25 protein-coding genes are annotated in these 24958 nt (G+C 57.8%); 8 read left to right on the top strand and 17 right to left on the bottom strand.

The genetic code is table 11. The features are described 5' to 3' along the window. Positions 1-160: 160 nt before the first annotated feature. Positions 161-1369 (bottom strand): MFS transporter, encoded by a 1209-nt coding sequence (locus tag EnteroDNA1_RS19135; RefSeq protein ID WP_069303754.1) that lies wholly within the window; start codon positions 1367-1369, stop codon positions 161-163. A 169-nt stretch (positions 1370-1538) separates the two neighbouring features. On the opposite strand from EnteroDNA1_RS19135, the gene ushA reads away from it, so the two are divergent. After that, positions 1539-3191, top strand: coding sequence for a bifunctional UDP-sugar hydrolase/5'-nucleotidase UshA (ushA, locus tag EnteroDNA1_RS19140; RefSeq protein WP_069303755.1), 1653 nt, complete (start codon positions 1539-1541; stop codon positions 3189-3191). A 121-nt stretch (positions 3192-3312) separates the two neighbouring features. Here ushA and ybaK read toward each other — a convergent pair whose 3' ends face one another. The 3 genes from ybaK to copA all read right to left on the bottom strand — a co-directional run bounded on the left by ybaK (position 3313) and on the right by copA (position 7335). After that, positions 3313-3792, bottom strand: coding sequence for a Cys-tRNA(Pro)/Cys-tRNA(Cys) deacylase YbaK (ybaK, locus tag EnteroDNA1_RS19145; protein WP_023310615.1), 480 nt, complete (start codon positions 3790-3792; stop codon positions 3313-3315). A 199-nt stretch (positions 3793-3991) separates the two neighbouring features. After that, entirely contained in the window at positions 3992-4786 is a 795-nt protein-coding gene (locus EnteroDNA1_RS19150; RefSeq protein WP_069303756.1) for a TraB/GumN family protein, read from the bottom strand. A gap of 50 nt (positions 4787-4836) precedes the next feature. Next, complete coding sequence (gene copA / locus EnteroDNA1_RS19155) at positions 4837-7335, bottom strand: copper-exporting P-type ATPase CopA (RefSeq protein WP_069303757.1); 2499 nt, start codon at positions 7333-7335, stop codon at positions 4837-4839. 108 nt (positions 7336-7443) lie between these two features. Between copA and cueR the strand changes: the two genes are divergently transcribed. Continuing rightward, positions 7444-7854: a Cu(I)-responsive transcriptional regulator gene (cueR, locus tag EnteroDNA1_RS19160; protein WP_039263976.1), complete on the top strand. Its 411-nt coding sequence runs from the start codon at positions 7444-7446 to the stop codon at positions 7852-7854. Here the strand turns inward: cueR and EnteroDNA1_RS19165 are convergent. The 3 genes from EnteroDNA1_RS19165 to EnteroDNA1_RS19175 are packed head-to-tail and all read right to left on the bottom strand — an operon-like array spanning position 7851 to position 10110. Then, positions 7851-8303: an NfeD family protein gene (locus tag EnteroDNA1_RS19165; RefSeq protein ID WP_033144807.1), complete on the bottom strand. Its 453-nt coding sequence runs from the start codon at positions 8301-8303 to the stop codon at positions 7851-7853. The genes cueR and EnteroDNA1_RS19165 overlap by 4 nt on opposite strands. After that, positions 8300-9214, bottom strand: coding sequence for an SPFH domain-containing protein (locus EnteroDNA1_RS19170; protein WP_023310620.1), 915 nt, complete (start codon positions 9212-9214; stop codon positions 8300-8302). The genes EnteroDNA1_RS19165 and EnteroDNA1_RS19170 overlap by 4 nt, the downstream gene beginning before the upstream one ends. A gap of 44 nt (positions 9215-9258) precedes the next feature. Further along, entirely contained in the window at positions 9259-10110 is an 852-nt protein-coding gene (locus EnteroDNA1_RS19175) for a hypothetical protein (protein WP_048975507.1), read from the bottom strand. A gap of 143 nt (positions 10111-10253) precedes the next feature. On the opposite strand from EnteroDNA1_RS19175, the gene fetA reads away from it, so the two are divergent. Further along, complete coding sequence (gene fetA / locus EnteroDNA1_RS19180; protein WP_069303758.1) at positions 10254-10925, top strand: iron efflux ABC transporter ATP-binding subunit FetA; 672 nt, start codon at positions 10254-10256, stop codon at positions 10923-10925. Between the two features lie 34 nt (positions 10926-10959). Then, positions 10960-11700, top strand: coding sequence for an iron efflux ABC transporter permease subunit FetB (gene fetB, locus EnteroDNA1_RS19185; protein ID WP_233456207.1), 741 nt, complete (start codon positions 10960-10962; stop codon positions 11698-11700). Between the two features lie 49 nt (positions 11701-11749). Here the strand turns inward: fetB and EnteroDNA1_RS19190 are convergent, their stop codons facing one another. The 3 genes from EnteroDNA1_RS19190 to tesA are packed head-to-tail and all read right to left on the bottom strand — an operon-like array spanning position 11750 to position 14085. Beyond that, positions 11750-12604 (bottom strand): co-chaperone YbbN, encoded by an 855-nt coding sequence (locus EnteroDNA1_RS19190; protein WP_045887953.1) that lies wholly within the window; start codon positions 12602-12604, stop codon positions 11750-11752. A gap of 58 nt (positions 12605-12662) precedes the next feature. Beyond that, complete coding sequence (locus EnteroDNA1_RS19195; protein ID WP_014882827.1) at positions 12663-13433, bottom strand: SDR family oxidoreductase; 771 nt, start codon at positions 13431-13433, stop codon at positions 12663-12665. A 28-nt stretch (positions 13434-13461) separates the two neighbouring features. Then, positions 13462-14085: a multifunctional acyl-CoA thioesterase I/protease I/lysophospholipase L1 gene (gene tesA / locus EnteroDNA1_RS19200; RefSeq protein WP_069303759.1), complete on the bottom strand. Its 624-nt coding sequence runs from the start codon at positions 14083-14085 to the stop codon at positions 13462-13464. On the opposite strand from tesA, the gene ybbA reads away from it, so the two are divergent. The 3 genes from ybbA (at position 14056) to EnteroDNA1_RS19215 (ending at position 18482) form a co-directional block, all read left to right on the top strand. Next, positions 14056-14742, top strand: coding sequence for a putative ABC transporter ATP-binding protein YbbA (ybbA, locus tag EnteroDNA1_RS19205; protein ID WP_033144812.1), 687 nt, complete (start codon positions 14056-14058; stop codon positions 14740-14742). The genes tesA and ybbA overlap by 30 nt on opposite strands. Then, positions 14739-17153 carry a putative ABC transporter permease subunit YbbP gene (gene ybbP / locus EnteroDNA1_RS19210; RefSeq protein WP_069303760.1) on the top strand — a complete coding sequence of 805 codons (2415 nt, stop codon included), beginning with the start codon at positions 14739-14741 and terminating at the stop codon, positions 17151-17153. Before ybbA ends, ybbP begins: the two co-directional genes overlap by 4 nt. A 183-nt stretch (positions 17154-17336) precedes the next feature. After that, positions 17337-18482 (top strand): porin, encoded by a 1146-nt coding sequence (locus tag EnteroDNA1_RS19215; RefSeq protein ID WP_064673422.1) that lies wholly within the window; start codon positions 17337-17339, stop codon positions 18480-18482. 126 nt (positions 18483-18608) lie between these two features. Here the strand turns inward: EnteroDNA1_RS19215 and mnmH are convergent, their stop codons facing one another. From mnmH to ppiB, 7 genes are all read right to left on the bottom strand, one after another. Beyond that, the gene (mnmH, locus tag EnteroDNA1_RS19220; RefSeq protein ID WP_069303761.1) at positions 18609-19679 is read right to left on the bottom strand and encodes a tRNA 2-selenouridine(34) synthase MnmH; all 1071 of its coding nucleotides are present in this window, start codon (positions 19677-19679) and stop codon (positions 18609-18611) included. A gap of 84 nt (positions 19680-19763) precedes the next feature. Then, positions 19764-20831 (bottom strand): 5-(carboxyamino)imidazole ribonucleotide synthase, encoded by a 1068-nt coding sequence (gene purK / locus EnteroDNA1_RS19225; protein ID WP_032661448.1) that lies wholly within the window; start codon positions 20829-20831, stop codon positions 19764-19766. After that, positions 20828-21337, bottom strand: a complete 510-nt coding sequence (gene purE / locus EnteroDNA1_RS19230; RefSeq protein WP_014882834.1) for a 5-(carboxyamino)imidazole ribonucleotide mutase — start codon at positions 21335-21337, stop codon at positions 20828-20830. Before purE ends, purK begins: the two co-directional genes overlap by 4 nt. Positions 21338-21498: 161 nt before the next feature. Next, positions 21499-21684 (bottom strand): hypothetical protein, encoded by a 186-nt coding sequence (locus EnteroDNA1_RS19235; RefSeq protein WP_029741050.1) that lies wholly within the window; start codon positions 21682-21684, stop codon positions 21499-21501. 68 nt (positions 21685-21752) lie between these two features. Next, complete coding sequence (locus tag EnteroDNA1_RS19240) at positions 21753-21962, bottom strand: YdgH/BhsA/McbA-like domain containing protein (protein WP_069303762.1); 210 nt, start codon at positions 21960-21962, stop codon at positions 21753-21755. Positions 21963-22099: 137 nt separating this feature from the next. Then, positions 22100-22822 carry a UDP-2,3-diacylglucosamine diphosphatase gene (gene lpxH / locus EnteroDNA1_RS19245; RefSeq protein ID WP_069303763.1) on the bottom strand — a complete coding sequence of 241 codons (723 nt, stop codon included), beginning with the start codon at positions 22820-22822 and terminating at the stop codon, positions 22100-22102. Positions 22823-22825: 3 nt separating this feature from the next. Further along, positions 22826-23320, bottom strand: a complete 495-nt coding sequence (gene ppiB / locus EnteroDNA1_RS19250; RefSeq protein ID WP_023310635.1) for a peptidylprolyl isomerase B — start codon at positions 23318-23320, stop codon at positions 22826-22828. A gap of 174 nt (positions 23321-23494) precedes the next feature. Here ppiB and cysS point away from each other — a divergent pair, with 174 nt between their 5' ends. After that, the gene (cysS, locus tag EnteroDNA1_RS19255; protein ID WP_047648512.1) at positions 23495-24880 is read left to right on the top strand and encodes a cysteine--tRNA ligase; all 1386 of its coding nucleotides are present in this window, start codon (positions 23495-23497) and stop codon (positions 24878-24880) included. Positions 24881-24958 lie beyond the last annotated feature (78 nt).

Here is a 24958-nt window from a genome sequence, read left to right on the forward strand (position 1 = left end):
TTTTTACCCTTATGTTTATGAATTATTGTTGAAGTTTGAATAAAACAGCAATATGCACGTAAAAAAGCGCGTTTTGATAAATTCAGCGAGGGGAAGAAGAAGAAACCCTTATGGCATCAGGGTATCAGGTAGCCAAAGTTAAACTTTGGCTACCCGTAATTTACGCTTTATGACGGTTATCAGGCAGGAATATGGTCAACATCCCAAGAAGTGGCAGGAAAGCGCAGATTTTATAGACCAGGAAGATGCTGGTGTGATCCGCCACCATCCCCAACACCGCCGCGCCAAGCCCGCCCATACCGAAGGCGAAACCGAAAAAGAGCCCGGAAACCATACCGATACGGCCAGGCAGCAGCTCCTGGGCATAGACCAGAATGGCGGAAAACGCGGATGCGAGAATAAAACCAATGATCACGGTTAAAATCCCCGTCCATTCAAGGCTCGCGTACGGCAAAATAAGGGTAAACGGCGCCACGCCGAGGATAGAGCCCCAAATGACGTATTTACGCCCAATCTTATCACCCACGGGCCCGCCAATGACCGTGCCGGCCGCAACGGCGAACAGGAAGGCAAACAGGTGGAACTGCGCATTCTGTACCGATAATCCGAATTTTTGCATCAGATAAAAGGTGTAATAGCTGCTGATGCTCGCCATATAGAAGTATTTCGAGAAGATCAGTACCAGCAGCACGGAAACCGCCAGGATAACCTTGTTGCGCGGAAGGGGATTGATAACCTTCGCTTTAGGTTTCCCTTTATTCACGCGATGCTGAGCGGCATACCAGCGGCTGATCTGCGCCAGCACGATAATGGCCAGCAGTGCGGCCAGCACAAACCAGGCCACGTTGCCTTTACCGTAAGGGGCAATAATCACCGCGGCCAGCAGCGGGCCGAGAGAGCTACCAAAGTTACCGCCCACCTGGAAGAGAGACTGCGCCAGACCGTGACGTCCCCCGGAGGCCATACGCGCCACGCGGGAGGACTCCGGATGGAAAACGGACGAGCCGGTGCCCACCAGCGCGGCGGCAATCAGCACCGCTTCAAAACTCCCCGCCATGGCCAGCAGCACCAGCCCGCTTAAGGTAAAGCACATGCCGATCGGTAGCGACCACGGCATCGGGTATTTATCCGTCCAGTAGCCCACCACCGGCTGCAGCAGTGAGGAAGCCAGCTGGAAGGTCAGGGTGATCATCCCGATCTGCACGAACGTTAACGAAAACTCGGACTGCAGCAGCGGATAAATTGCCAGAATCAACGACTGGATCATGTCGTTGAGCAGGTGCGAGAGACTGATTGCGCCTAAGACTTTAAAGGAGGTGCGCGACGCCGGCGCGCCCGGAACGGGCTGGGTTGATTCACTGATTGCCATAGAGAGAAGTACCACGTCTTTCGTTATTAGAGATGCAGGGTGTAATTATTATCCGACTAACATACCCGTCCGGGACATTTGAAGAAAGTCGCAATTCTGAAAACTTATTTGTCTATTCTTGTTAGTCACTGTAATTTTTGCCTTTGTCTATTGGTCAGGGAGAGAGAAGATGAAGTTAATGAAGCGGGGCGTCGCGCTGGCGCTCATCGCCGCATGGGGCCTGGTAAGCCTGCCCGCGCAGGCGTATGAAAAAGACAAAACCTATAAAATCACTATTCTGCATACCAACGATCACCACGGTCATTTCTGGCGCAGCGAATACGGCGAATATGGCCTGTCGGCGCAAAAAACGCTGGTGGACGGCATCCGCAAAGAGGTGGCTGCCCAGGGCGGCAGCGTGCTGCTGCTGTCGGGTGGCGATATCAATACCGGCGTGCCGGAATCCGATTTACAGGACGCGGAACCTGATTTTCGCGGCATGAACCTGATTGGCTACGACGCGATGGCCGTGGGTAACCACGAGTTCGATAATCCGCTGACCGTGCTGCGTCAGCAGGAAAAATGGGCCAAATTCCCCTTCCTCTCCGCCAATATTTACCAGAAAAGCACCGGCGAACGCCTGTTTAAGCCGTGGGCGCTGTTTAAGCGTCAGGATCTGAAGATCGCGGTCATCGGCTTAACCACTGACGACACGGCGAAAATTGGTAACCCCGAGTTCTTTACCGATATCGAATTCCGCAAACCGGCAGACGAAGCGAAGCTGGTGATTCAGGAGCTGCAGCAAAACGAGAAGCCGGACGTGATTATCGCCACCACGCACATGGGGCACTACGACAACGGCGAGCACGGCGCTAACGCGCCCGGCGACGTGGAAATGGCGCGCAGCCTGCCTGCGGGCTCGCTGGCAATGATTGTGGGCGGTCACTCACAGGATCCGGTGTGTATGGCCTCGGAGAACAAAAAGCAGGTGGACTACGTGCCGGGCACGCCGTGCGCGCCGGACCGTCAGAACGGTATCTGGATTGTTCAGGCGCACGAGTGGGGCAAATACGTCGGCCGGGCGGATTTTGAGTTCCGTAACGGCGAGATGAAGCTGGTTCACTATCAGCTCATCCCGGTCAACCTGAAGAAGAAAGTCACCTACCCGGACGGGAAAAGTGAGCGCGTACTCTACACGCCGGAGATCGCTGAAAACCAGCAGATGCTCTCCCTGCTGACGCCGTTCCAGAACAAGGGCAAGGCGCAGCTGGACGTGAAAATCGGCACGCTGAACGGTCGTCTGGAGGGAGACCGCAGTAAAGTTCGCTTCGTGCAGACCAACATGGGCCACCTGGTGCTGGCGGCGCAAATGGCGCGCACCGGCGCCGACTTCGGCGTGATGAGCGGCGGCGGTATTCGTGATTCCATCGAAGGTGGAAACATTACCTATAAGGACGTCCTGAAGGTGCAGCCGTTCGGCAACGTGGTGGTCTATGCGGACATGAGCGGGAAAGAGGTGATTGACTACCTGACCGCCGTGGCGCAGATGAAGCCGGATTCCGGGGCCTATCCGCAGTTTGCCAACGTCAGCTTTGTGGCGAAAGACGGCAAGCTTAACGACCTGAAGATCAAAGGCGAACCGGTTGATCCGGCTAAAACGTACCGTCTGGCGACCTTAAGTTTCAACGCCACCGGCGGCGACGGCTATCCGCATATCGATAATAAACCGGGATACGTGAATACCGGCTTTATCGATGCGGAAGTGCTGAAGCAGTTCATCGAGCAGAATTCGCCGATTGATGTGAATGCGTATGAACCGAAAGGTGAGGTGAGCTGGCAGTAGTGGTGTGCGGCCTGATGCCCTCACCCCAACCCTCTCCCACCGGGAGAGGGCGCGAACACAAAAAACGGTAACGCCTGTTACCGTTTTGCTTTTACCTCGCAGCCGCCACCGGGCAATTTTCTCAATCCCGGCGCGCAATATCCGCAAACTTCGCGTCCAGCATTTTCGCCAGGTCGCCCGCCGCCAGCTCGATATCCAGCCCGCGTTTGCCGCCGGATATAAAGATGGTTTCAAACTCCTGCGAAGGGGCATCAATCAGCGTCGGCAGGCGTTTTTTCTGCCCGAGCGGACTGATCCCGCCCACCAGATAGCCCGTGGTGCGTTGCGCCACCATCGGATCCGCCATATCCACCTTCTTCGCCCCCAGCGCTTTGGCGACTTTCTTCAGATCCAGCTGTCCCGCCACCGGGGTAACCGCAACGGCGAGGTGTTTCATATCGCCATTCACCGCAACCAGCAGCGTTTTGTAAACCTGGTCCGCGTTCAGCCCCAGCTTGCGCACCACTTCATCACCAAAGTTAGTTTCATTCGGATCGTGATCGTAAGTGTGGATCCGGAAAGAAATGTTGTTTTTTTCGAGTAATTTAACGGCGGGAGTCATAGCTATCCTTCTTACGACAGACAAATCATGCCATCAGCATACGCCTGACGTTTGTCTAAAAAATAGCACCATCTTGCGCAATAGTATTGGCAGTGATGGTCACTTTGAGCGACAATCGGCTCAACCGAAGGTCTCCTTCGGCATAATAAAAACGATGAAATTCCTCTTTGACGGGCCAATAGAAATATTGGCCATTTTTTTATTTCAACAGTGACGGCAAATTCCCTTCTCCGTACAAATGTAACGCCCCAACCGCTACTACGTAATGCCCCGCAGGTAACGCATGCAGCGTCTGCCGCCAGGCTTTGTTGCGCGCATTCATCAGCACATCATACAGCGATTCGCTGAACGTCGACGGTAAAGCCAGCTTACTGTCCTCAGGCGGCGCGTCCAGCCACCAGCCAATCATGGTCTGCAGCAGGCGCGCGTTGGTGTGCCAGTGGGTCAACGTATCATCCAGCAGCATCAGGCCGTCGTCGGGAAGCTGGCGCAGAAGCGCAATCTGGCTGTCCGTCCCTTCCAGCTCAATGACGGGCAGGCTGCGGGCCCTTGCCGCGTTCAGCAGCTGGTAATCAATGCCGTAGTCACCGCGCAGTCCCAGACGCTGCGCCTGCGTAGCCTGCAGCACCATCGCAATTTGCCAGAGCGGCAGGGTGTCAATCATGGAGAGCGACACGCCGGTTTCATCCGCGACGCGCGTCAGTTCGGCAAGCCGGGCATCATCCAGACGTTCCGCCAGGCTGAGATCGCTTTCCAGCCCGACAAACGGCGACTCCTGACCCGAAATGTCCGCCTCAACGACCAGCGCGTCGGCGCGTTTCAGCAGTTTAATCAGCCCGGGTGGCAGGGGAGACATATCCTGCGTACCCATATGAATACTGCCAACCAGGTGCAGGTGTTGCCCGCCGGGGAGAGAGATATCCAGACCGGGCCATGCATAACGGCGAGGAAAGAGGGCGCGAAACGATGCTTTTATACGATTAAACAGACCCATACGCGCTCCATGAATGGAAAGGTTCATGCTAGCGCGTACGGGTACAAGGTTCAATCCTTCGGTTTAAAGCGCAGCAGCCGGTTGGCGTTGCTCACCACGGTAATGGAGGAGAGCGCCATCGCCGCGCCCGCGACCACCGGGTTAAGCAGCGTGCCGGTCAGCGGCCACAGAATACCGGCCGCGATTGGGATACCGAGGGTGTTATAGACGAACGCTCCCAGTAAGTTCTGCTTCATGTTGCGCAGCGTGGCTTTTGAAATGGCCAGCGCGTCGGCAACGCCCATCAGGCTATGGCGCATCAGCGTAATGGCAGCGGTTTCGATGGCGACATCGCTCCCGCCGCCCATGGCAATCCCGACGTCCGCCTGGGCCAGCGCTGGGGCATCGTTGATGCCGTCGCCAACCATCGCCACCTGACGGCCCTGACTTTGCAGTTTCTTGATGGCGTCCGCTTTACCGTCCGGCAGTACGCCTGCAATGACCTCATCAATTCCGGCTTCTTTCGCGATGGCGTTGGCCGTTGTCGGATTGTCCCCGGTCAGCATCACCAGACGATAGCCGGCACGGTGCAGACGCTGCAGGGCGTCCACGCTGTCCTGGCGAAGCGGATCGCGCACGGCCAGCAGCGCGGCGGCTTTGCCATCCACCGCCAGCAGAACCGGCGTAGCGCCCTGAGACGCCTGCGCTTTCAGCTCGCTTTCCAGCGCGGCGGTATCAATACCATTTTCATTGAGCAATGCCTGGTTACCCAGCAGCAGCGCGTGGCCTTCTGCTTCACCGCTGACGCCGAGCCCGCGCAGGGTGCGGAAATTGCTGACCTGCGGCAGGGCAGAAGCATTTGCTTTATCGAGAATGGCGCGCGCCAGCGGATGGCTTGAGCCTTGCTCCAGCGCGGCGGCGAGGCGCAGCGCCTCCTCTTGCGCAATGCCTGCGGTAGTGACGGCCACCACCTGCGGTTTGCCTTCGGTCAGCGTGCCGGTTTTATCAAACACCAGCGTGTCGAGGGTGCTGGCCCGCTGCAGCGCGTCGGCATCCCGCACCAGTACGCCAAATTCGGCCGCGCGGCCTACGCCGGAGATAATCGACATCGGCGTCGCCAGGCCAAGGGCGCAAGGACAGGCGATGATCAGCACCGTGGTGGCGATCACCAGGGTGTAAACAATCTGCGGTGCCGGGCCGAAGAAATACCAGATAGCCGCGCTCAGAAGGGCAATGCCGACCACCACCGGCACAAAAATGGCCGAGATTCTGTCGGCAAGCTGGCCAATTTCCGGCTTGCTGCTCTGGGCCTGACGCACCATGCGGATAATACGCGACAGCGTCGTGTGGCTGCCGACGGCGCTGGCGGTAAACAGCACGCTGCCGTCCTGCACCACCGTACCCGCATGAACGGCGTCGCCGTCTGATTTCTGCTGGGGAATGGGCTCGCCGGTCAGCATCGCTTCATCCAGCCAGGCTTCGCCCTGGGTTATCTTGCCGTCAACGGGAACGCGATCGCCCGTCGTCAGGCGCAGCGTCATGCCGGGCTGAACTTCCGCCAGCGGGACGCTTTTCTCTCCCTCGTCCGTGACCACGCGGGCCGTCGGCGGGGTTAAATCAAGCAATCTTTCCAGCGCTTTCGAGGAGCGCTGACGGGCGCGGGCTTCCAGCATGTGGCCCAGGTTAATCAGGCCGATAATCATCGCGCTGGCTTCATAGTAGAGATGGCGCGCCTCCATCGGGAACCACTGCGGCCAGACGTTAACGCTCATCGAATAGAGCCACGCCGCGCCGGTTCCGAGCGCCACCAGCGTATCCATCGTCGCGGTGCGGTTTTTCAGGCTCTTCCAGGCGCTGGTGTAAAAATGCCCGCCTGCAAACACCATCACCGCAAGGGTAATCAGACCAATCACCAGCCACAGCGTGCGGTTGTCAGCGGTGACCATCATGTTGTCACCCATCATGCCCCACACCATCACCGGAATACCCACCAGCAGGGCGACAATCGCCTGCCAGCGGAAGCGCTTCATGGTGGCGATAGCCGTTTCCTGCTGGCGCTCGCGGCGCTCGGCATCATCTTCGATGGCCTCCGCCCCGTAGCCCGCTTTCTCAACGGCCTGCACTAAATCTGCGGCGGAGGCGCTGCCCATCACCAGCGCAGTGCGCTCCGCGAGGTTTACCCGTGCCTGCGCAACGCCCGGTACGGCCTGCAAGGCGTTTTGTACCCGGGAGACGCAGCTGGCGCAGCTCATGCCGTTGATCAGCAGCTGTTGGCTGTCGTCAATATCATCAGCTGCCGGAAGCTCAGGAGTGGCCGCTGTCAGTGCTTCCGACGGGGATGATGACTCTGCCAGCGGTTTAGCCTTTGGGTGGCTTAACTCCGCCCCGTAACCGGCCTGCTTGATGGTATCGATCAGCGCATCCGCGCTGGCGCTGCCGGTCACGGCAGCATGATCGATAGTCACGTCAGCGCTTTCAACGTCAGGGCGCTGTTCCAGGCTTTCTTTAACGCGTTTGACGCAGTGGCCGCAGGAGAGGCCGTCCAGCGTCAGGTCGATAGTGTGAGACATAGTAAAACTCCCGTATAATGATCTGGTCAGTTGTTGACCGATACAGTGCTTTTCACTGACTGTTATAAAGGTTAAACCTTCCATCAAGGGGAAGGTCAAGGGGGAAATGTGAATATCAGTGACGTGGCAAAAAAAACTGGCTTAACCAGCAAGGCAATCCGCTTTTATGAAGAGAAGGGGCTGGTAACGCCACCGCTGCGCAGTGAAAACGGCTACCGCAGCTACACGCAGCTGCATCTGGATGAACTGACGCTGCTGCGCCAGGCAAGACAGGTGGGGTTTAATCTGGAAGAGTGCGGCGAGCTGGTGAACCTGTTTAACGATCCGAAGCGTCACAGCGCCGACGTGAAAAAACGCACGCTGGAAAAAGTGGCCGAGATCGAACGCCACATCATCGAGCTGCAGGCGATGCGCGAACAGCTGCTGCAGCTCGCTGAATCCTGTCCGGGGGATGACAGCGCCGACTGCCCGATTATCGATAATCTTGCCGGCTGCTGTCATCGTAAGGCCTCTGTCTAACAGGCCTTCACCCGCAGGGTAATGCCTTCCACCGCAATGACCTCAACCCGCGTGCCGGCGCTGAGGTCGTCGTCGGCGACCACCGGCCACGAGCTGTCGCCCACGCGCATATGCCCGCGCCCGTTCACCAGCGAGGTGTCGAGCGTAAAACGCTTGCCGACAATCTGCTGTCCGCGCTGGTTGAGGTGCGCGTCCAGCGGTTTTTGCTCGTTAACCCGCCGGTTTAGCCAGCGCCACCACAGCCACGCGGCCACCAGCGTCAGCACGGCAAATAGCGCACCCTGCCACGCCCAGTCCAGGGGAAGGATCCAGACCAGAAGGCCCGTAATGACGGCGGCAACACCGCTCCAGAGCAGGTAGCCGTTGCCGCCCAGCATCTCCGCCGCCAGCAATAAGCCACCGAGGCTTAGCCAGAAGGCATGAGGATGTGCAGCGATCAGCTCAATCATTTTTTACGCTCGTTTCCGCTGTCTTTAATCAGTTCGGCAATACCGGCGATAGAGCCCATCAGGCTGCTGGCCTCCAGCGGCATCATCACCACTTTGCTGTTGTTCGCCGAGCCGATCTGTTTCAGCGCGTCGGTATATTTTTGCGCGACAAAGTAGTTCACGGCCTGGATATCACCGGCGGCAATCGCCTCGGACACCATCTGGGTGGCGCGGGCTTCCGCCTCGGCTGAACGTTCACGCGCTTCCGCCTGTAAGAAAGCGGACTGACGATCGCCTTCCGCTTTCAGGATCTGCGACTGTTTTTCCCCTTCCGCTTTGAGGATCTCCGCCTGGCGTACCCCTTCGGCTTCCAGAATGTAGGCACGCTTGGTTCGCTCGGCCTTCATCTGGGCGTTCATGGAGGCGATCAGCTCAGCCGGCGGACGCACGTCGCGGATCTCAATACGGGTGACTTTGATCCCCCACGGGTTCGTTGCCTCATCGACAATGTGCAGCAGGCGGGTGTTGATGCTGTCGCGCTGGGAAAGCATTTCGTCCAGCTCCATCGAGCCGAGCACGGTACGGATGTTGGTCATCGTCAGGTTGACGATCGCCAGCTCCAGGTTGCTGACCTCATAGGCCGCTTTCGGCGCATCAATCACCTGAATAAAGCAGACGGCGTCGATGGTGACGTTGGCGTTATCCTTGGAGATGATCTCCTGAGAAGGAATGTCCAGTACCTGCTCCATCATGTTGATCTTGCGACCAATCCGATCCATGAACGGAACAATCAGGCTTAAGCCTGGCTGGAGGGTATTGGTGTAGCGACCGAAACGCTCGACGGTCCACTGATAGCCCTGAGGGACAATTTTGACGCCTGCGCCCACAATAACCAGCGCAACGAAAATAAGGACAGGAACAACGATAAGCATAAAAACCTCCTGTTTTGCATGCTGTGATGAGTGAAAGTGTGTGTTTATTGCTCGTAAGTATAGGTAAAGTCAGAGATGAATCCATCACCCGCTTCGGCAATGGCTTTGGATAATCCCTGGTAGTACTTCTCCAGCCCCAGCGCTTCGATACGCTGGATCTGTTCGCGAATGGGGGCGCAGAACAGAACGGCATTCCCCGCTTCAACGCGCTTGTTATTAGGGGGAAGGTCGCCCGCGATGGCCTTGAACCACGTTCTGATACCCTGCTTTAAATTATGCGGCGCTTTAGTCAGGTTATCCATGCCCGTCAGAACCTGCAGGGTGGGAAACTCATCGGCCAGCACGGCGGTTTTCATGCGCGCAAAGAACTGGCTGAACAATTCAAACGATCCCAGATCGGTCACGCGCGGTTTGGTCGTTTTACCGTTTTTATTGCCGATTTTCCCTGCGGCTGACGCTGCGGCCGGAACCGCATTCACCTTTTCCAGCTCCAGCCCGAATAACAAATTACAGTGCGCACGGCGCTCTTTCAGCGGGTAGGACATCAGCACGTCAATGAATTGGGTGGCCTTTACATCCGCAAGATCGTGGTTGATAAGCCACTGGGTACGAGAAAATTCAGCCGGAGAGACGAACCAGTCGGGTACCTCATTGAAACGTTTGGATTTTCCCTTGCCGTCAAATTCCAGGAAGTGTGTCCCGTTGTCGAAGGCGAAATAGCAATTTTTGAAACTGCCGATCGTGGTGTTCACGATAAGCGCCTTCTTAACAAAATCCACCACCTCTGCACCGATGACAAAACGCGTGAGTTCCGACGATTTGATGACTTCCATTAATGTTTCGACATCAGGAACACCAGGCTTCAGGGAAGGAAACTCATAAAAGATATGTGCCATGCTGCTTACTTCCTGTAGTGATGGTGGAGACAAATGACAAACAAAAAGTTTAACACTTGCTTTAGCGTGAGGCTATTCGCTCTGTGCGCACGAAAGGATTATGCTACAGGCGGTTATTACACGAAGCGGTTAACGGAAGCGTAATGAACGATAAAAAAGAACTATTACATCTCAGGGATATCGGATTTCGTGTTGGAGAAAACATTATTCTTCAGCACGTCGGGTTTAGCCTGTCGCCGGGCGAGTTTAAATTAATCACGGGCCCTTCAGGCTGCGGTAAAAGCACGCTGCTGAAAATTGTGGCCTCACTCCTCAGCCCGACGGAGGGCACCCTTCTGTTTGAAGGACAGGATATCGCGTCGCTTTCCCCGGAAAGCTATCGCCAGCAGGTCTCCTACTGCGTGCAAACCCCCGCGCTTTTTGGCGATACGGTTTATGACAACCTGATTTTCCCGTGGCAAATCCGCAATAAAACGCCGGAGCCGGAAAAGTTTATCAGCGATCTCGCCCGCTTTGGCCTGGCGCAGGAGACGTTAACCAAATCCATCACCGCGCTGTCGGGCGGAGAAAAGCAGCGCGTCTCGCTGATCCGCAACCTGCAGTTTTTACCGAAGGTGCTTTTGCTGGATGAAATTACCAGCGCGCTCGATGACGTCAACAAGCGCAACGTTAACGAGATTATTCATCGCTACGCCTGGGAGCAGAACATTGCCGTGCTGTGGGTGACGCACGACGCTAGCGAAATAACCCATGCGGATGACGTGATTACGCTTCAGCCGCACGGCGGGAAAATGCAGGAGGCTAACCGTGGGTGAGCATAACATTACCAATGAATCACTGGCGTTTTCGATGGTGCTGGTGCTGATTGCGATTGTGGTCAGCTACCGGGAAAAGCTGGGGCTGGAAAAAGATATTTTGTGGAGTATCTGCCGCGCGGTGGTTCAGCTCATCATCGTCGGCTATGTGCTGAAGTATATATTTAACGTCAACCACGCTGTGCTGACGCTGCTGATGGTGCTCTTTATCTGTTTCAACGCGGCGTGGAATGCGAAAAAGCGCAGTAAATACATTGATAAGGCGTTTATCTCGTCGTTTATCGCTATTACCACCGGGACGGCGCTCACGCTGGCGGTGCTGGTGCTCTCCGGCTCGATTGCCTTTACGCCGATGCAGGTTATCCCTATCTCCGGGATGATTGCGGGGAACGCCATGGTGGCCGTTGGGCTGTGTTATAACAATCTCGGCCAGCGCTTCAGCAGTGAACAGCAGCAGCTGCAGGAGAAATTAAGCCTGGGAGCGACGCCTAAAGTGGCCTCGGCGCGGCTGATCCGTGAGAGCATTCGCTCATCGCTGATCCCAACGGTCGATTCAGCCAAAACGGTGGGGCTGGTGAGCCTGCCGGGCATGATGTCGGGGCTGATTTTTGCCGGTATCGATCCGGTCAAAGCGATTAAGTATCAGATCATGGTGACGTTTATGCTGCTCTCCACGGCAAGCCTGTCAACCATCATTGCCTGTTACCTGACCTATCGGAAGTTCTACAACGCGCGCCACCAGCTGGTGGTAACGCAATTAAAGAAAACGGGTTAAGCCTGTTTTCCAGGCCCGGTAAGCGTTAGCGCCACCGGGCATTTTTTTGTTAGTAGAGCAACGCGTACAGCTGACGACGATACTTCGACGCCAGCGCGTCTCCGGTGCCCAGCGCGGCCAGAATTTCCTGGAACATCTTGCGCGCCTGACCGTCTGCGGCTGCCAGGTCTTTTTGCAGGTGGCTGAACAGCAGCTCCAGCGCCTCTTCGTTACGCCCCACCTGGTGCAGCTGCAGCGCCAGCTGGCTTGCCAGCGCGGCGTCGGCCGGGTTGTCGGCAACCTGCTGCTGCAGCTGCTGAATTTCCGGGGTGTCCGCGGCCTGTTTTAGCAGCTCAATCTGCGCGATCAGACCCTGATAGCGGGTGTCCTGATCCTGCAGCGGAACCGTCTTGAGTACGGCTTCCGCGTCTTCTGAACGGTGCAGGGCGATCTGCGTTTCCGCCAGCAGCAGGCCAATCTGGCTGTTCTGATTCGACAGCTGCCACGCCTCTTTGAGCAGCGGCAGCGCCTCGTCGTATTTACCTTCCTGCATCAGCGCCATGCCTTCCTGCGCCTTCAGCTCTTCTTCACGCGGCAGCACTTTATCCAGCAGGGCGCGGATAGCCTCTTCCGGCTGCGGCCCCTGGAAACCGTCAACGGGCTGGCCGTTCTGGAACAGATAGACGGTTGGGATGGCGCGCAGACCAAACTGAGACGCCACCATCGGCTCGGCGTCGCAGTCCAGCTTAGCGAGAATGAACTGACCGTTGTACTGCGCGGCAAGGCTTTCCAGCACCGGCGTCAGCTGCAGGCAGTGTTGGCTGCGTTCAGACCAGAAGTAGAACAGGACCGGTTTGGTCATCGACTGTTCAAGGGTCTGTTGCAGGTTAGCTTCTGTAATATTGACGATATTCTGTACGGACATGCGGCTTTCTCTTTTGTCGGTTTGTTCTTTACATGGGGATGAGCGTCGTCGCTTCAACTCAACCGTGCAAAATTTTGTCCATCATCCGGCCCGGCAGCAGGCGTTTTAACCAGCCTACGGCATGGGTGACCAGCGTCACCGGATAGCGCATTTTAGGATGTTCGCTCTCAAAAGCATGGCGCACTTTGGCTACCACCGCCTCTGGCCCGAGGGTAAAACGTGCGGCAATGCCGGGGTTCTCGACCGGCTTATCCGCCTGGGTCTGGTTCACGTTTTCGGTAAAGCGGGTGCGGATCGGGCCGGGCTCAATCAGGCTGACCTTGATGCCGCTGTGGCGCAGCTCCATGCGCAGGGCGTCGGACCAGGCCTCCAGCGCATATTTGCTGGCGGCGTAGGCGCCGCGGCCCGGGGTGGAAATCAGCCCCATCACTGACGATGTCATCACGATGCGCCCTTCACCGTGCGGCAGCATCGCGGGGAGCAGGCGCATGGTGAGCTGATGCACGCCGAAGAAGTTGGTCGAAAACTGTTTCTCCAGCGTTTCGCGGGAGAGCGTATCCAGCGGGCCATACACGCCGTAGCCGGCATTGTTAAAGAGCCCGTAGAGACGATTGTCGGTCAGCGCGATCACCTCATCGGCGGCGCGTTCAACGCTCTCCGGCGAGTCCATATCCAGCAGCACGCCGGTAAAGCCCAGCCCGTTCATGCGTTCGACATCGTCGGGTTTGCGACACGCCGCCAGCACCCGAAACCCCTGGCGCTTCAGTTCGAGCGCGCTTTCCAGGCCGATTCCACTGGAACATCCTGTAATTAAGACCGATTTTTGCATAACTTTACCTGTCAGGATCTCCGCTTAATCAGGAGTCATGTTTAACTAAAGGAGCCAGCCGCGTTGCCATCCAGTCGGCAATAAACGGCTGAGCATCGCGATTGGGGTGGATCCCGTCGTCTTGCATCCACTGGGGTTTGAGATAGACCTCTTCCATGAAAAATGGCAGCAGCGGAATATCAAACTCTTTGGCAAGCTTAGGGTAGATCGCGCTAAAGGCTTCATTATACCGACGACCGTAGTTAGCGGGCAGGCGAATTTGCATCAGCAGCGGCTGGGCGTTTGCCGCTTTGATATCCTGCAAAATGGTGCGCAGCGTTTGCTCGGTTTGCTGAAGCTGAAAACCGCGCAATCCATCGTTACCGCCAAGCTCCACCAGCACCCAGCGCGGCTGATGCTGTTTGAGCAGTGCAGGCAGGCGCGACAGGCCCTGCTGCGAGGTATCACCGCTGATGCTGGCGTTGATTACCGACGTCTTGCTCTGCCATTTGTCGTTGAGCAGCGCGGGCCAGGCCGCGCTGGCCGCCATGCGATAGCCTGCGCTCAGGCTGTCGCCGAGAACCAGTAACGTGTCCGCTGCCGCCGCGCGGAAGGTCATCAGAATCAAAAACAGGAAGGGCAAATGCCAGCGGAAAACAGTGTTGAAGTTCATCATCTTAAGAAGTCCGTCGGTCAGGGGGAACACGAGCTTTCCATCCTTACTGGAGTTGAACTCGTTGTCAAACGCGCTGAAACCATCGCGCTGATTGGCGAATCCGGCTCTGGCAAGTCCACGCTGCTGGCGATTTTGGCCGGTCTGGACGACGGCAGCAGCGGCGAGGTCCACCTTGTCGGGCACCCGCTGCACCAGCTTGATGAAGAGGCGCGGGCCGCGCTGCGCGCGCGTCACGTTGGTTTTGTCTTCCAGTCCTTTATGCTGATCCCAACCCTGAACGCGCTGGAAAACGTCGAACTCCCGGCGCTGTTGCGCGGTGAAAACAGCCGTGAAAGCCGGGCGCACGCGAAGGCGCTGCTGGAGCAGCTCGGTCTGGGCAAGCGTCTCGACCACCTTCCCGCACAGCTTTCCGGCGGTGAGCAGCAGCGCGTGGCGCTGGCGCGGGCGTTTAACGGTCGTCCCGAAGTCCTGTTTGCCGATGAGCCCACAGGTAACCTTGACCGTAAAACCGGTGACCGGATTGCCGATCTGCTGTTTTCGCTCAACCGCGAGCACGGCACCACGCTGATCCTCGTCACCCACGATCCGCAGCTCGCCGCCCGCTGCGACCGCCGCCTGCGGCTGGTGAACGGTATTCTTCAGGAGGAGGCATGATTACCCGCTGGTTCTGGCGCGAGTGGCGCTCGCCCTCGTTGCTTATCGTCTGGCTGGCGCTAAGCCTGGCGGTGGCCTGCGTGCTGGCGCTCGGCAGCGTCAGCGACCGCATGGAAAAAGGGCTTAGCCAGCAGAGCCGGGAGTTTATGGCGGGTGACCGGGCGCTGCAAAGCTCCCGCCCGGTGCCGTCGGGCTGGATTGACGAAGCACGTAAACAAGGGCTGAAGGTGGGGGAGCAGATAAGCTTTCAGACCATGACGTTTGCGGGCGACACGCCGCAGCTCGCCAGCGTTAAAGCCGTCGATGATATCTACCCGATGTACGGCGAACTGCAGACCAACCCGCCAGGGCTGAAGCCAAAGCCCGGCACGGTGCTGCTGGCATCACGTCTGATGGCGCTTCTGAACCTGAAACCCGGCGATAGCATCGACGTCGGCGACGCCACCCTCAACATTGCCGGGGAAGTGGTGCAGGAGCCCGATTCCGGCTTTAACCCCTTCCAGCTCGCGCCGCGCCTGCTGATGAACACCGCGGATGTCGCGGCAACCCATGCTGTACAGCCGGGCAGCCGCGTCACCTGGCGCTATAAGTTTGGCGGCACGCCTGCCCAGCTTGACGCGTACGAAAAATGGCTTCTGCCGCAGCTCAAGCCAGAGCACCGCTGGTACGGGCTGGAGCAGGACGAAGGGGCGCTCGGTAAATCACTTGAACGTTCTCAGCAGTTCCTGCTGCTTTCGGCACTGTTGACCCTGCTGCTGGCGGTGGCGGCGGTTGCCGTGGCGATGGGGCACTACTGCCGCAGCCGTTACGACCTGGTGGCGATCCTCAAAACCCTGGGGGCGGGCAGGGCGCAGCTGCGCAAGCTGATCGTCGGCCAGTGGCTGATGCTGCTGGTCCTCTCCGCGCTGACCGGCGGAATAATCGGGCTGCTGTTTGAAAAACTGCTGATGGTGATGCTGAAACCGGTGCTCCCGGCCGCCTTGCCGCCAGCCAGCCTCTGGCCGTGGCTGTGGGCGATGGGCGCAATGACGGTGATTTCGCTGCTGGTGGGGCTACGCCCCTACCGCCTGCTGCTCGCGACGCAGCCGCTGCGCGTGCTTCGCAACGATGTGGTGGCGAACGTCTGGCCGCTGAAGTTCTACCTTCCGGTGATTATTGCCGTAGCGGTGGGGCTGCTGGCGTGGCTGATGGGGGGCAGCACGCTGCTGTGGGCGGTACTGGCCGGGGCGGTTGTGCTGGCGCTGCTGTGCGGCGTGCTGGGCTGGATACTGCTCAACGTCCTGAAGCGGCTCACGGTGAAATCGCTGCCCGTGCGCCTGGCGGTCAACCGCCTGCTGCATCAGCCGTGGTCAACGCTCAGCCAGCTGTCGGCGTTTTCGCTGTCGTTTATGCTGCTGGCGCTGCTGTTAGTGCTGCGCGGCGATCTGCTCGATCGCTGGCAGCAGCAGCTTCCCCCGGAAAGCCCGAACTATTTCCTGATCAACATTGCCCCTGAGCAGGTCACGCCGCTGAAGGGCTTCCTTTCGGAGCATCACATTATCCCTGAGTCGTTCTATCCCATCGTGCGCGCGCGTCTGACGCAGATCAACGGCCAGCCAACGGACGGAAACAAGGACGAGTCGCTGAACCGCGAGCTGAACCTGACCTGGCAGGAGAAACGCCCTGACCACAACCCGATAACCGCGGGCACCTGGCCGCCGAAAGCGGGTGAGGTGTCGCTGGAAGAGGGGCTGGCGACGCGGCTGAACGTGAAGCTCGGGGACAGCGTGACCTTTACCGGCGATACCCAGGATTTCACGGCGAAAGTCACCAGCCTGCGCAAGGTGGACTGGGAAAGCCTGCGGCCCAACTTCTTCTTTATCTTCCCGCCGGGCGCGCTGGACGGTCAGCCGCAGAGCTGGCTGACCAGCTTCCGCTGGGAAAACGGCAACGGCATGCTGACCCAGCTCAACCGGGAGTTTCCGACGGTCAGCCTGCTGGATATTGGCGCGATCCTGAAGCAGGTGGGGCAGGTGCTGGAGCAGGTGAGCCGCGCGCTGGAGGTGATGGTGGTGCTGGTGACGATCTGCGGCGTGCTGTTGCTGCTGGCCCAGGTGCAGGTGGGCATGCGCCAGCGCCATCAGGAGCTGGTGGTCTACCGCACGCTGGGGGCTGGAAAGCGGCTGCTGCGGATGACGCTCTGGAGCGAGTTTGCGCTGCTGGGGCTGGTGGCGGGTCTGGTAGCGGCCATTGGCGCGGAAACGGCGCTGGCGGTGCTGCAGACAAAGGTCTTCGACTTCCCGTGGGAGCCTGACTGGCGCCTCTGGTTGATCCTGCCTCTCAGCGGCGCGGTGCTGCTTTCTCTTTGCGGAGGCTGGCTCGGCACGCGGCTGTTAAAGGGGAAAGCCCTGTTCCGTCAGTTTGCGAGTTGATTTAGAGCCGTGATAGTTGCGCACCGGGTTTTAATGCCGGTGCGCAGCGTTTAAATAGCACAAAGTGATAATACCCACTCATTTAGTAGCACAAAACATTAAAAACCCGACCACACAGCCCGATTATTTCCAGTTAATATTCACCCGCTAAATATTTAGCAGCGTGTCTATTAAGGAAAAATAATGACTATAAAAAAATCAGCGCTGGCGGTAACGATCGGCGCGGCAGTGGCATTGACTACCTTCGCTTCTCAGGCGGAAATCACCGTTCTTAAGCAGGATCCTCAGGCGGGTAACCCGCTGAGCCGTCTGAACTTCACCGTTGGCGGCAGTATTCGTCCTCAGTTCCAGAACATGACCGGCGACGACGGTAAAAACAGCTACAAGCGTAACGGCTTTGACGGCGGCACCCGTTTCCGTTTCGCGGCTGATTACTACCTGTTTGATGACATCAGCTGGATCAGCTACTACGAGCTGGGTGTGAATATTCCTGCACAGTTCAACTGGGATCACCACTACGCCGACGGCGCACACGACACCACGCGTCGTATGCTCTACACCGGTCTGAAGAGCGACACCTGGGGTACGCTGACCTTCGGTCAACAGAACAGCGTTTACTATGATGTGGTGGGCGCGAAAACCGATATCTGGGACTACGACATGATCGGTCAGGCGCCAGGTAACGGGATCAACGGCGATTACGACGGTTCTTACCGTTCACGCCAGATGCTGAAATATAAGAAAACCGTGGGTGATGCCGACATTTATGCATCCTACCTGTTTGAAGACAGCGAATACCTGCCGGGCAACGGCCTGCGCTACAAGCGTAAAGGCGGCGGCTCGCTGGGTCTGGATTACCACCTGACCACCGACCTGACCTGGGGCGCCGCGTGGAACTACACCCGTGCGGACATGCGTAACCCGGATAACGGCGACAGCAAAACCTACGACCAGAACATCCTCGGTACCGCGCTGAGCTGGACCCCGGACAACTGGACCTTCTCCGCTGGCGGCGGCTGGTACCAGAACTTCCTGACCACCAAAAAGGTGTCGGTTAACGACTACTTCGCCGGTGATGCATGGGGTATTGAATACTTTGCGGGCTATAAGTTCCCAATCGGTCAGTACGCGGTTAAATCCATCCAGCCATACTTCATGGGCGACCGCATTCAGTACGTGAACGGCCGTAACTACCAGCGCATCGACAACGGCGTGGGTATCAGCTTCCAGCTGGATTACGGCTTCCGCGTGGATTACGAACACGTGTTCACCTCCAGCACCGACAACCTGGGCGACATGAACCTGGTGCGTCTGCGTTACGACTTCTAAGTCGTCTTGTAGGGTTGCGGCCTGATGCCCTCACCCTGACCCTCTCCCACGGGGAGAGGGAACAAACATTAAAAACGGCAACCCTGGTTGCCGTTTTGCTTTTACCTCGCCACCCGGCTTTATTTTTCAGCGATCAAGCCACTCAGCAATTTCTTCGTACGTCCCGCGATACACAATCTTCTCCGCCTTTTTCTCCAGCTGATAGCCGTACATCGGGTCGTAATAGTCCTTCAGCAGCGGCGCAAGCCAGCTGAAGTGCGCGTCAGTGCTGCCGGAGCGTTGCTGTTCCAGCAGCGCGGAATCTAACAGCGCGGTGAATTCTGCATACCGCTGCAGCCCCAGACGGCGGCGAATGGCGAACAGGCCGTGGTGCAGATACTCGCTGTATTCTTTCCAGCCCGCTTCCTCGCCGTATGCGGCAGAAAAGTCCGCCCACATGTGGTCGAAATACTCTTCGCGCAGGCGCTCAAGGCGGACGTCAAACGGGTCTTCGACGACAACGATAGGGGCTTCAGCCATGCGGTCGCGCAGGCACTCCGGCAGGTGGTTGGAGCCAATCATCCGGCCCTCGTCTTCCAGCACCCAGCGCGCGGCGTCTTTTTTCAGGAGCTCAACCGCAAGGTGGTTTTCAAAGCTGGCCTGGGAAAGCTGCGGCGTGAGCGTGCGGCCAAACGACGAACCTCGGTGGTGCGCCAGCCCTTCCAGATCGATACCCTGCGCGTGCTGCTTCACCAGCAGGGTTTTACCGTTTCCGGTACAGCCGCCAATCAGCACCATCGGCTTTTGCGACTGCTCGATGGTCACCTGAATCGCCGTCTGACGCAGGGCTTTGTAGCCGCCGCGGATCAGCGGGTAGTCAACGCCCGCCTCTTTCATCCAGGCCTGCGAGATATGCGAGCGCTGGCCGCCGCGCGCGCAGCAGAGATAGCCCTCAGGATGGGCAAGGCTGGCTTCCCGCCAGGCGTTGATGCGTGCCTCACGCGTCTCGCCGCTTACCAGCTGATGGCCGAGCGCCAGCGCGGCCTCGGGGCCCTGGCGTTTATAGCAGGTACCGACGGCGGCGCGCTCGTTGTCGTTCATTAAGGGCAGGTTGATCGCCGCAGGTATCGCGCCCTGGGCAAATTCGATCGGCGCGCGAACGTCGATTAAAGGGGTATCAGACGCGAGGATCGCGCGATAGTCCGTTCCATCGTTCATGGTTGTTCCAGAAGAAAACTCAGCAGCAATGGGCGGGGATTGTACGCCGGGGAAGGGGAAGATCAACTCCCCGGCGCAGATGTCTTACTTGAGCTTAGACTGTGCCCAGACAATACCGCTCGCATATTCCGGCGGCAGGAGCGGGATCATCGCTTCCAGGGTGGCGCTCAGGCGGCCCGTGTCGCTGTCGTTCAGGTTCAGGTGACCGACCTTACGACCCGCGCGTACCTCTTTGTCATACCAGTGCAGATGCACGAGCGGCAGCTTCAGCCAGTCGTAGTTCAGATCGGTGCCGATCAGGTTGATCATCACCGACGGGCTGTTCACCACCGGCTGCGGCAGCGGCAGGTCCGTAATCGCGCGCAGGTGCAGCTCGAACTGGCTGATGGACGCGCCGTTTTGCGTCCAGTGGCCGCTATTGTGCACGCGCGGCGCAAGTTCGTTGATCAGCAGACCGGACGGGGTGATAAAGCACTCCATCGCCATGACGCCCACATACCCGAGTTCGTGCATGATGGCAGAGAGCATATCTTCCGCCTGCGCCTGCTGGTCAGCATTGGCGTGCGGGAAGGCGACGCTGGTGCGCAGAATGCCGTCCTGATGCAGGTTATGCGTCAGCGGATAAAAGACGGTATGCCCGTCGTGCCCGCGCGCGCCAACCAGCGACACTTCACCGCTGAAGTTGATGCCCTGCTCAACGATGCACTCGCCGTAGCAATCGTCCGGCAGTTCTGCCGTTTCATCTGCACGCAGGCGCCACTGGCCGCGGCCGTCATAGCCGCCCACGCGGCGCTTCACGATTGCCAGCTCGCCCAGCATCGCGAAAACGTCATTCCACTCGCTTTTATCGGACAGGAGCTGCCACGGCGCGGTCGGCAGACCGAGCTTGTCGAACAGCTGCTTTTGCGTCAGACGGTCGGCGATGATCGGGAACACGTCGCGGTTAACGAAGGCGTTATGACGCGCCAGCTCGCGGGTCAGAGCCGTTTCTGGCCAGCGTTCGATCTCGGCGGTGATCACGCTCTGGTGGAACGGTACGGCTTCCGGTTCGGCGTCCAGCCCGACGGGCCAGACGGCAATACCCAGCGGCTCACCGGCCTGACGCAGCATGCGGCCTAGCTGGCCGTTACCGAGGACGCAAACCTGCTTCATGCCGCACCCCGCGGGTCCGGATTGTCCAGCACCTCGTCTGTCTGGGCTTTACGCCACTCCGCCAGACGCTGGTGTAATGCTTTATCGTGCGTCGCAAGAATTTGCGCCGCCAGCAGGGCGGCATTGGCAGCACCCGCTTTACCAATCGCCAGCGTGCCGACAGGAATACCGCGCGGCATCTGGACGATTGAGTAGAGGCTATCCACACCGCTTAACGCGGCGCTTTGGACCGGAACGCCCAGTACCGGCACCAGGGTTTTGGCGGCAATCATGCCTGGCAGATGTGCTGCGCCGCCCGCGCCGGCAATGATCACCTCATAACCGTTCTCTTCGGCGCTTTCGGCGAAGCTGAACAGTTTGTCCGGTGTACGGTGCGCGGAGACCACTTCAACGTGGTGCGGAACATTCAGGATTTCAAAGATTTCGGCGGCGAACTGCATGGTAGCCCAGTCGCTTTTGGACCCCATCACGATGGCGACACGCGCCGGATTATTGCGGGAAGACATGCGTCTTAAAACTCCTGTGGTGCGAAACACACTGCTTTCGAGGGCACAGAGAATAGCATGTTATACGGGCAAGGAAAACGGTTGCGCGGTTAAAAGGCGAGCAGTTATGGCGAGAAAGCGATAACAAAAAAGACCGCTCGATGGCGGTCTTTTATATGATGTTACTGAAGATCCCCTGCGGACAGGTTCTCGTTGTCGAACGCGCGGCTGACATCGATATGATTCACCATGCTGGTGTCGGCATTCGAGCCCGATTTTGGCACGGAGAAGCGATTCTCCGCGGCCTGTGCGCCAGTGGACACCACGACTGCCAGCAGCAGGGTACTTACGATGCTGATGTTTTTCATTCTCTGTTCCTTCCTCATCGTATTGTCGCTGTCGCACGTCTTCGCTGGCGGCACGGCAATCAGGGTTTTTATTTAGTCAGTTCTGCGGTCATGTACACGCGGTTGTTGACCTTCGCGCTCGTGATTTTATAAGAGGCATTCTGCTCGGCGGCCTGCGCGGCAATTTTCGCTTCTGCGCGGTCAAGGGTAGAGGCGGTTGCGCTCACGCTTTGAGCGAAAGAACCGAAAGAAACCAGGAAAAGAGCGGCAGCTGCAACGAAAGTTTTGATGGATTTCATGGTCGTATTCCTTAAGTGTTTTATCTGGGATAGGGCGTGTTGCCCTGATGTGATAAATAATAGGCCGCCCACGGGCTGATTAAAATCGAAACAATTTGCCGATATTGTTCAAAAAAATAGAATGATGGTGCGAGGGGTTAAAACGGAAAGGCGATCAGCTCCACGCCCTCTGGCGTGACTTTGACCATGGAACCTTCGGTGTGCCAGGCACCTAATACCACGCGATGGGCCGGTTCGCCGTTGGCGATAAGGGAATGGACGTCAGGACGATGGGTATGACCGTGGATCAACCACTGAACGCCATGCTTTTCCATCACGCTCACCACGGCCTGCGGGTTCACGTCCATGATGGTCATGGATTTGCTGCTGTTGGAGGCTTTACTGCCCGCGCGCATTCTGGCGGCGATACGGTTGCGGATAAACAGCGGCAGCGCAAGGAACACCTTTTGGATCCACGGGGTGTGGACTTTGGCGCGAAACGCCAGGTAGCCGGTATCGTCGGTGCAGAGCGTGTCGCCGTGCATGATCAGAACCCTGCGGCCATAAAGGTCGAGCACCTGTTCTTCCGGCAGCAGCGTCATGCCGCTTTCGCGGGCGTAGCGCTTGCCGATCAGGAAATCACGGTTGCCATGAATGAAGTAGCAGGGGACGCCGGAATCCACGAGCGCGTGAATGGCGGCGGCCATTTCACGGTGCAGCGGGTTAGGGTCGTCGTCGCCAATCCAGGCTTCAAAGAGGTCGCCCAGGATGTACAGCGCATCGGCGCTTTTCGCTTCACCGCGTAAAAAACGCAGAAAACCGGCGGTTATCGCCGGTTCTTCTGTTTGCAGATGCAGATCCGCAATAAAGAGTGTCGCCACGAATTACTCGCTGACGGTCACGCTTGTAATCACAACGTCTTCTTTAGGAACGTCCTGGTGCATACCGCTGCGGCCAGTAGCGACGGCTTTGATCTTGTCAACCACGTCCATACCTTCAACCACTTCTGCGAATACGCAGTAGCCCCAACCCTGCAGGCTTTCGCCGGAGAAGTTCAGGAAGTCGTTATCAGCCACGTTGATGAAGAACTGCGCGGTGGCAGAGTGCGGAGCCTGAGTACGGGCCATTGCCAGCGTACCGCGGGTGTTTTTCAGACCGTTGTTCGCTTCGTTTTTGATCGCTTCTTTGGTCTCTTTCTGGTTCATGCCAGGTTCGAAACCGCCGCCCTGGATCATAAAGCCGTTGATCACGCGGTGGAAAATGGTGTTGTTGTAGAAACCTTCGCGGCAGTAGTCCAGGAAGTTTTTAACTGTTTCAGGCGCTTTGTCATCAAAGGTTTTGATTACGATATCGCCATGATTAGTGTGGAAAGTAACCATTTTTGCATCCTGTTCCGTTATTGTGGTACGTCGACCCGCGTTCGGGTCATCTATAGGGGCTTGTTATAGCATAACCACAGGATGCGATCACCTTGCATTGTGTGCTGCTTCGGGTTTGAATTACGGGTAGAATAGCCGGTTTTCAACCACACACGTGTTTACATGGAATCTTCGATGTTAAAAATCTTTAATACAATGACGCGCCAGAAAGAGGAATTTAAACCTATCCATGCCGGGGAAGTCGGCATGTACGTGTGTGGTATTACGGTTTACGATCTCTGTCACATTGGCCATGGCCGTACCTTTGTCGCTTTTGACGTGGTGTCACGCTACCTGCGTTTTCTGGGCTACACCCTGAAATACGTGCGTAATATCACCGACATCGACGACAAAATCATCAAGCGCGCTAATGAAAACGGCGAAAGCTTTGTTGCGCTGGTCGATCGCATGATTGTCGAAATGCACAAAGATTTCGACGCCCTGAATATTCAGCGCCCGGACAGCGAGCCGCGCGCGACCCACCATATTCACGAAATCATCGAGATCACCGAAAAGCTGATCGCACGCGGTCATGCCTACGTTGCGGACAACGGTGACGTGATGTTCTCGGTGCCGACGGACCCAACCTACGGTTCGCTTTCCCGTCAGGATCTGGACCAGCTTCAGGCCGGCGCGCGCGTTGACGTGGTTGACGTGAAGCGTAACCCGATGGACTTCGTGCTGTGGAAAATGTCCAAAGAGGGCGAGCCAAGCTGGCCATCACCGTGGGGCGAAGGCCGTCCGGGCTGGCACATCGAATGTTCCGCGATGAACTGCAAGCAGCTGGGCAAGCACTTCGATATCCACGGCGGCGGTTCAGACCTGATGTTCCCGCACCACGAAAACGAAATCGCGCAGTCCACCTGCGCCCACGGCGGCGAGTACGTGAACTACTGGATGCACTCCGGCATGGTAATGGTTGACCGCGAGAAGATGTCTAAATCGCTGGGTAACTTCTTCACCGTGCGCGACGTGCTGAAGTATTACGACGCGGAAACCGTGCGCTACTTCCTGATGTCCGGCCACTATCGCAGCCAGCTGAACTACAGCGAAGAGAACCTGAAACAGGCGCGCTCTGCGCTGGAGCGTCTGTATACCGCGCTGCGCGGTACCGACAGGTCTGTTCCTGCTGCAGGCGGCGAAGCGTTCGAAGCCCGCTTTGTTGAGGTGATGAACGACGACTTCAACACCCCGGAAGCGTACTCCGTGCTGTTCGACATGGCGCGCGAAGTGAACCGCCTGAAGTCAGAAGATATGGCCGCGGCGAATGCGCTGGCATCCCATCTGCGTAAGCTCTCCTCCGTGCTCGGCCTGCTGGAGCAGGAGCCGGACGCGTTCCTGCAGAGCGGTGCGCAGGCGGACGACGGTGAAGTGGCTGAAATTGAAGCGTTGATCAAAGCGCGTCTGGAAGCGCGTCAGGCAAAAGACTGGGCGGCGGCAGATGCGGCGCGCAACCGTCTGACCGAGATGGGTATCATTCTGGAAGATGGCCCGCAGGGCACCACCTGGCGCCGTAAGTAATTTTCCCCTCACCCTAACCCTCTCCCGCAGGGAGAGGGAATTGTTAGGTTTTCTCCCTCTCCCCGTGGGAGAGGGCCG

This window comes from Enterobacter sp. HK169 (assembly GCF_001719105.1).
In the GTDB taxonomy this organism is placed as follows: domain Bacteria; phylum Pseudomonadota; class Gammaproteobacteria; order Enterobacterales; family Enterobacteriaceae; genus Enterobacter; species Enterobacter asburiae_B.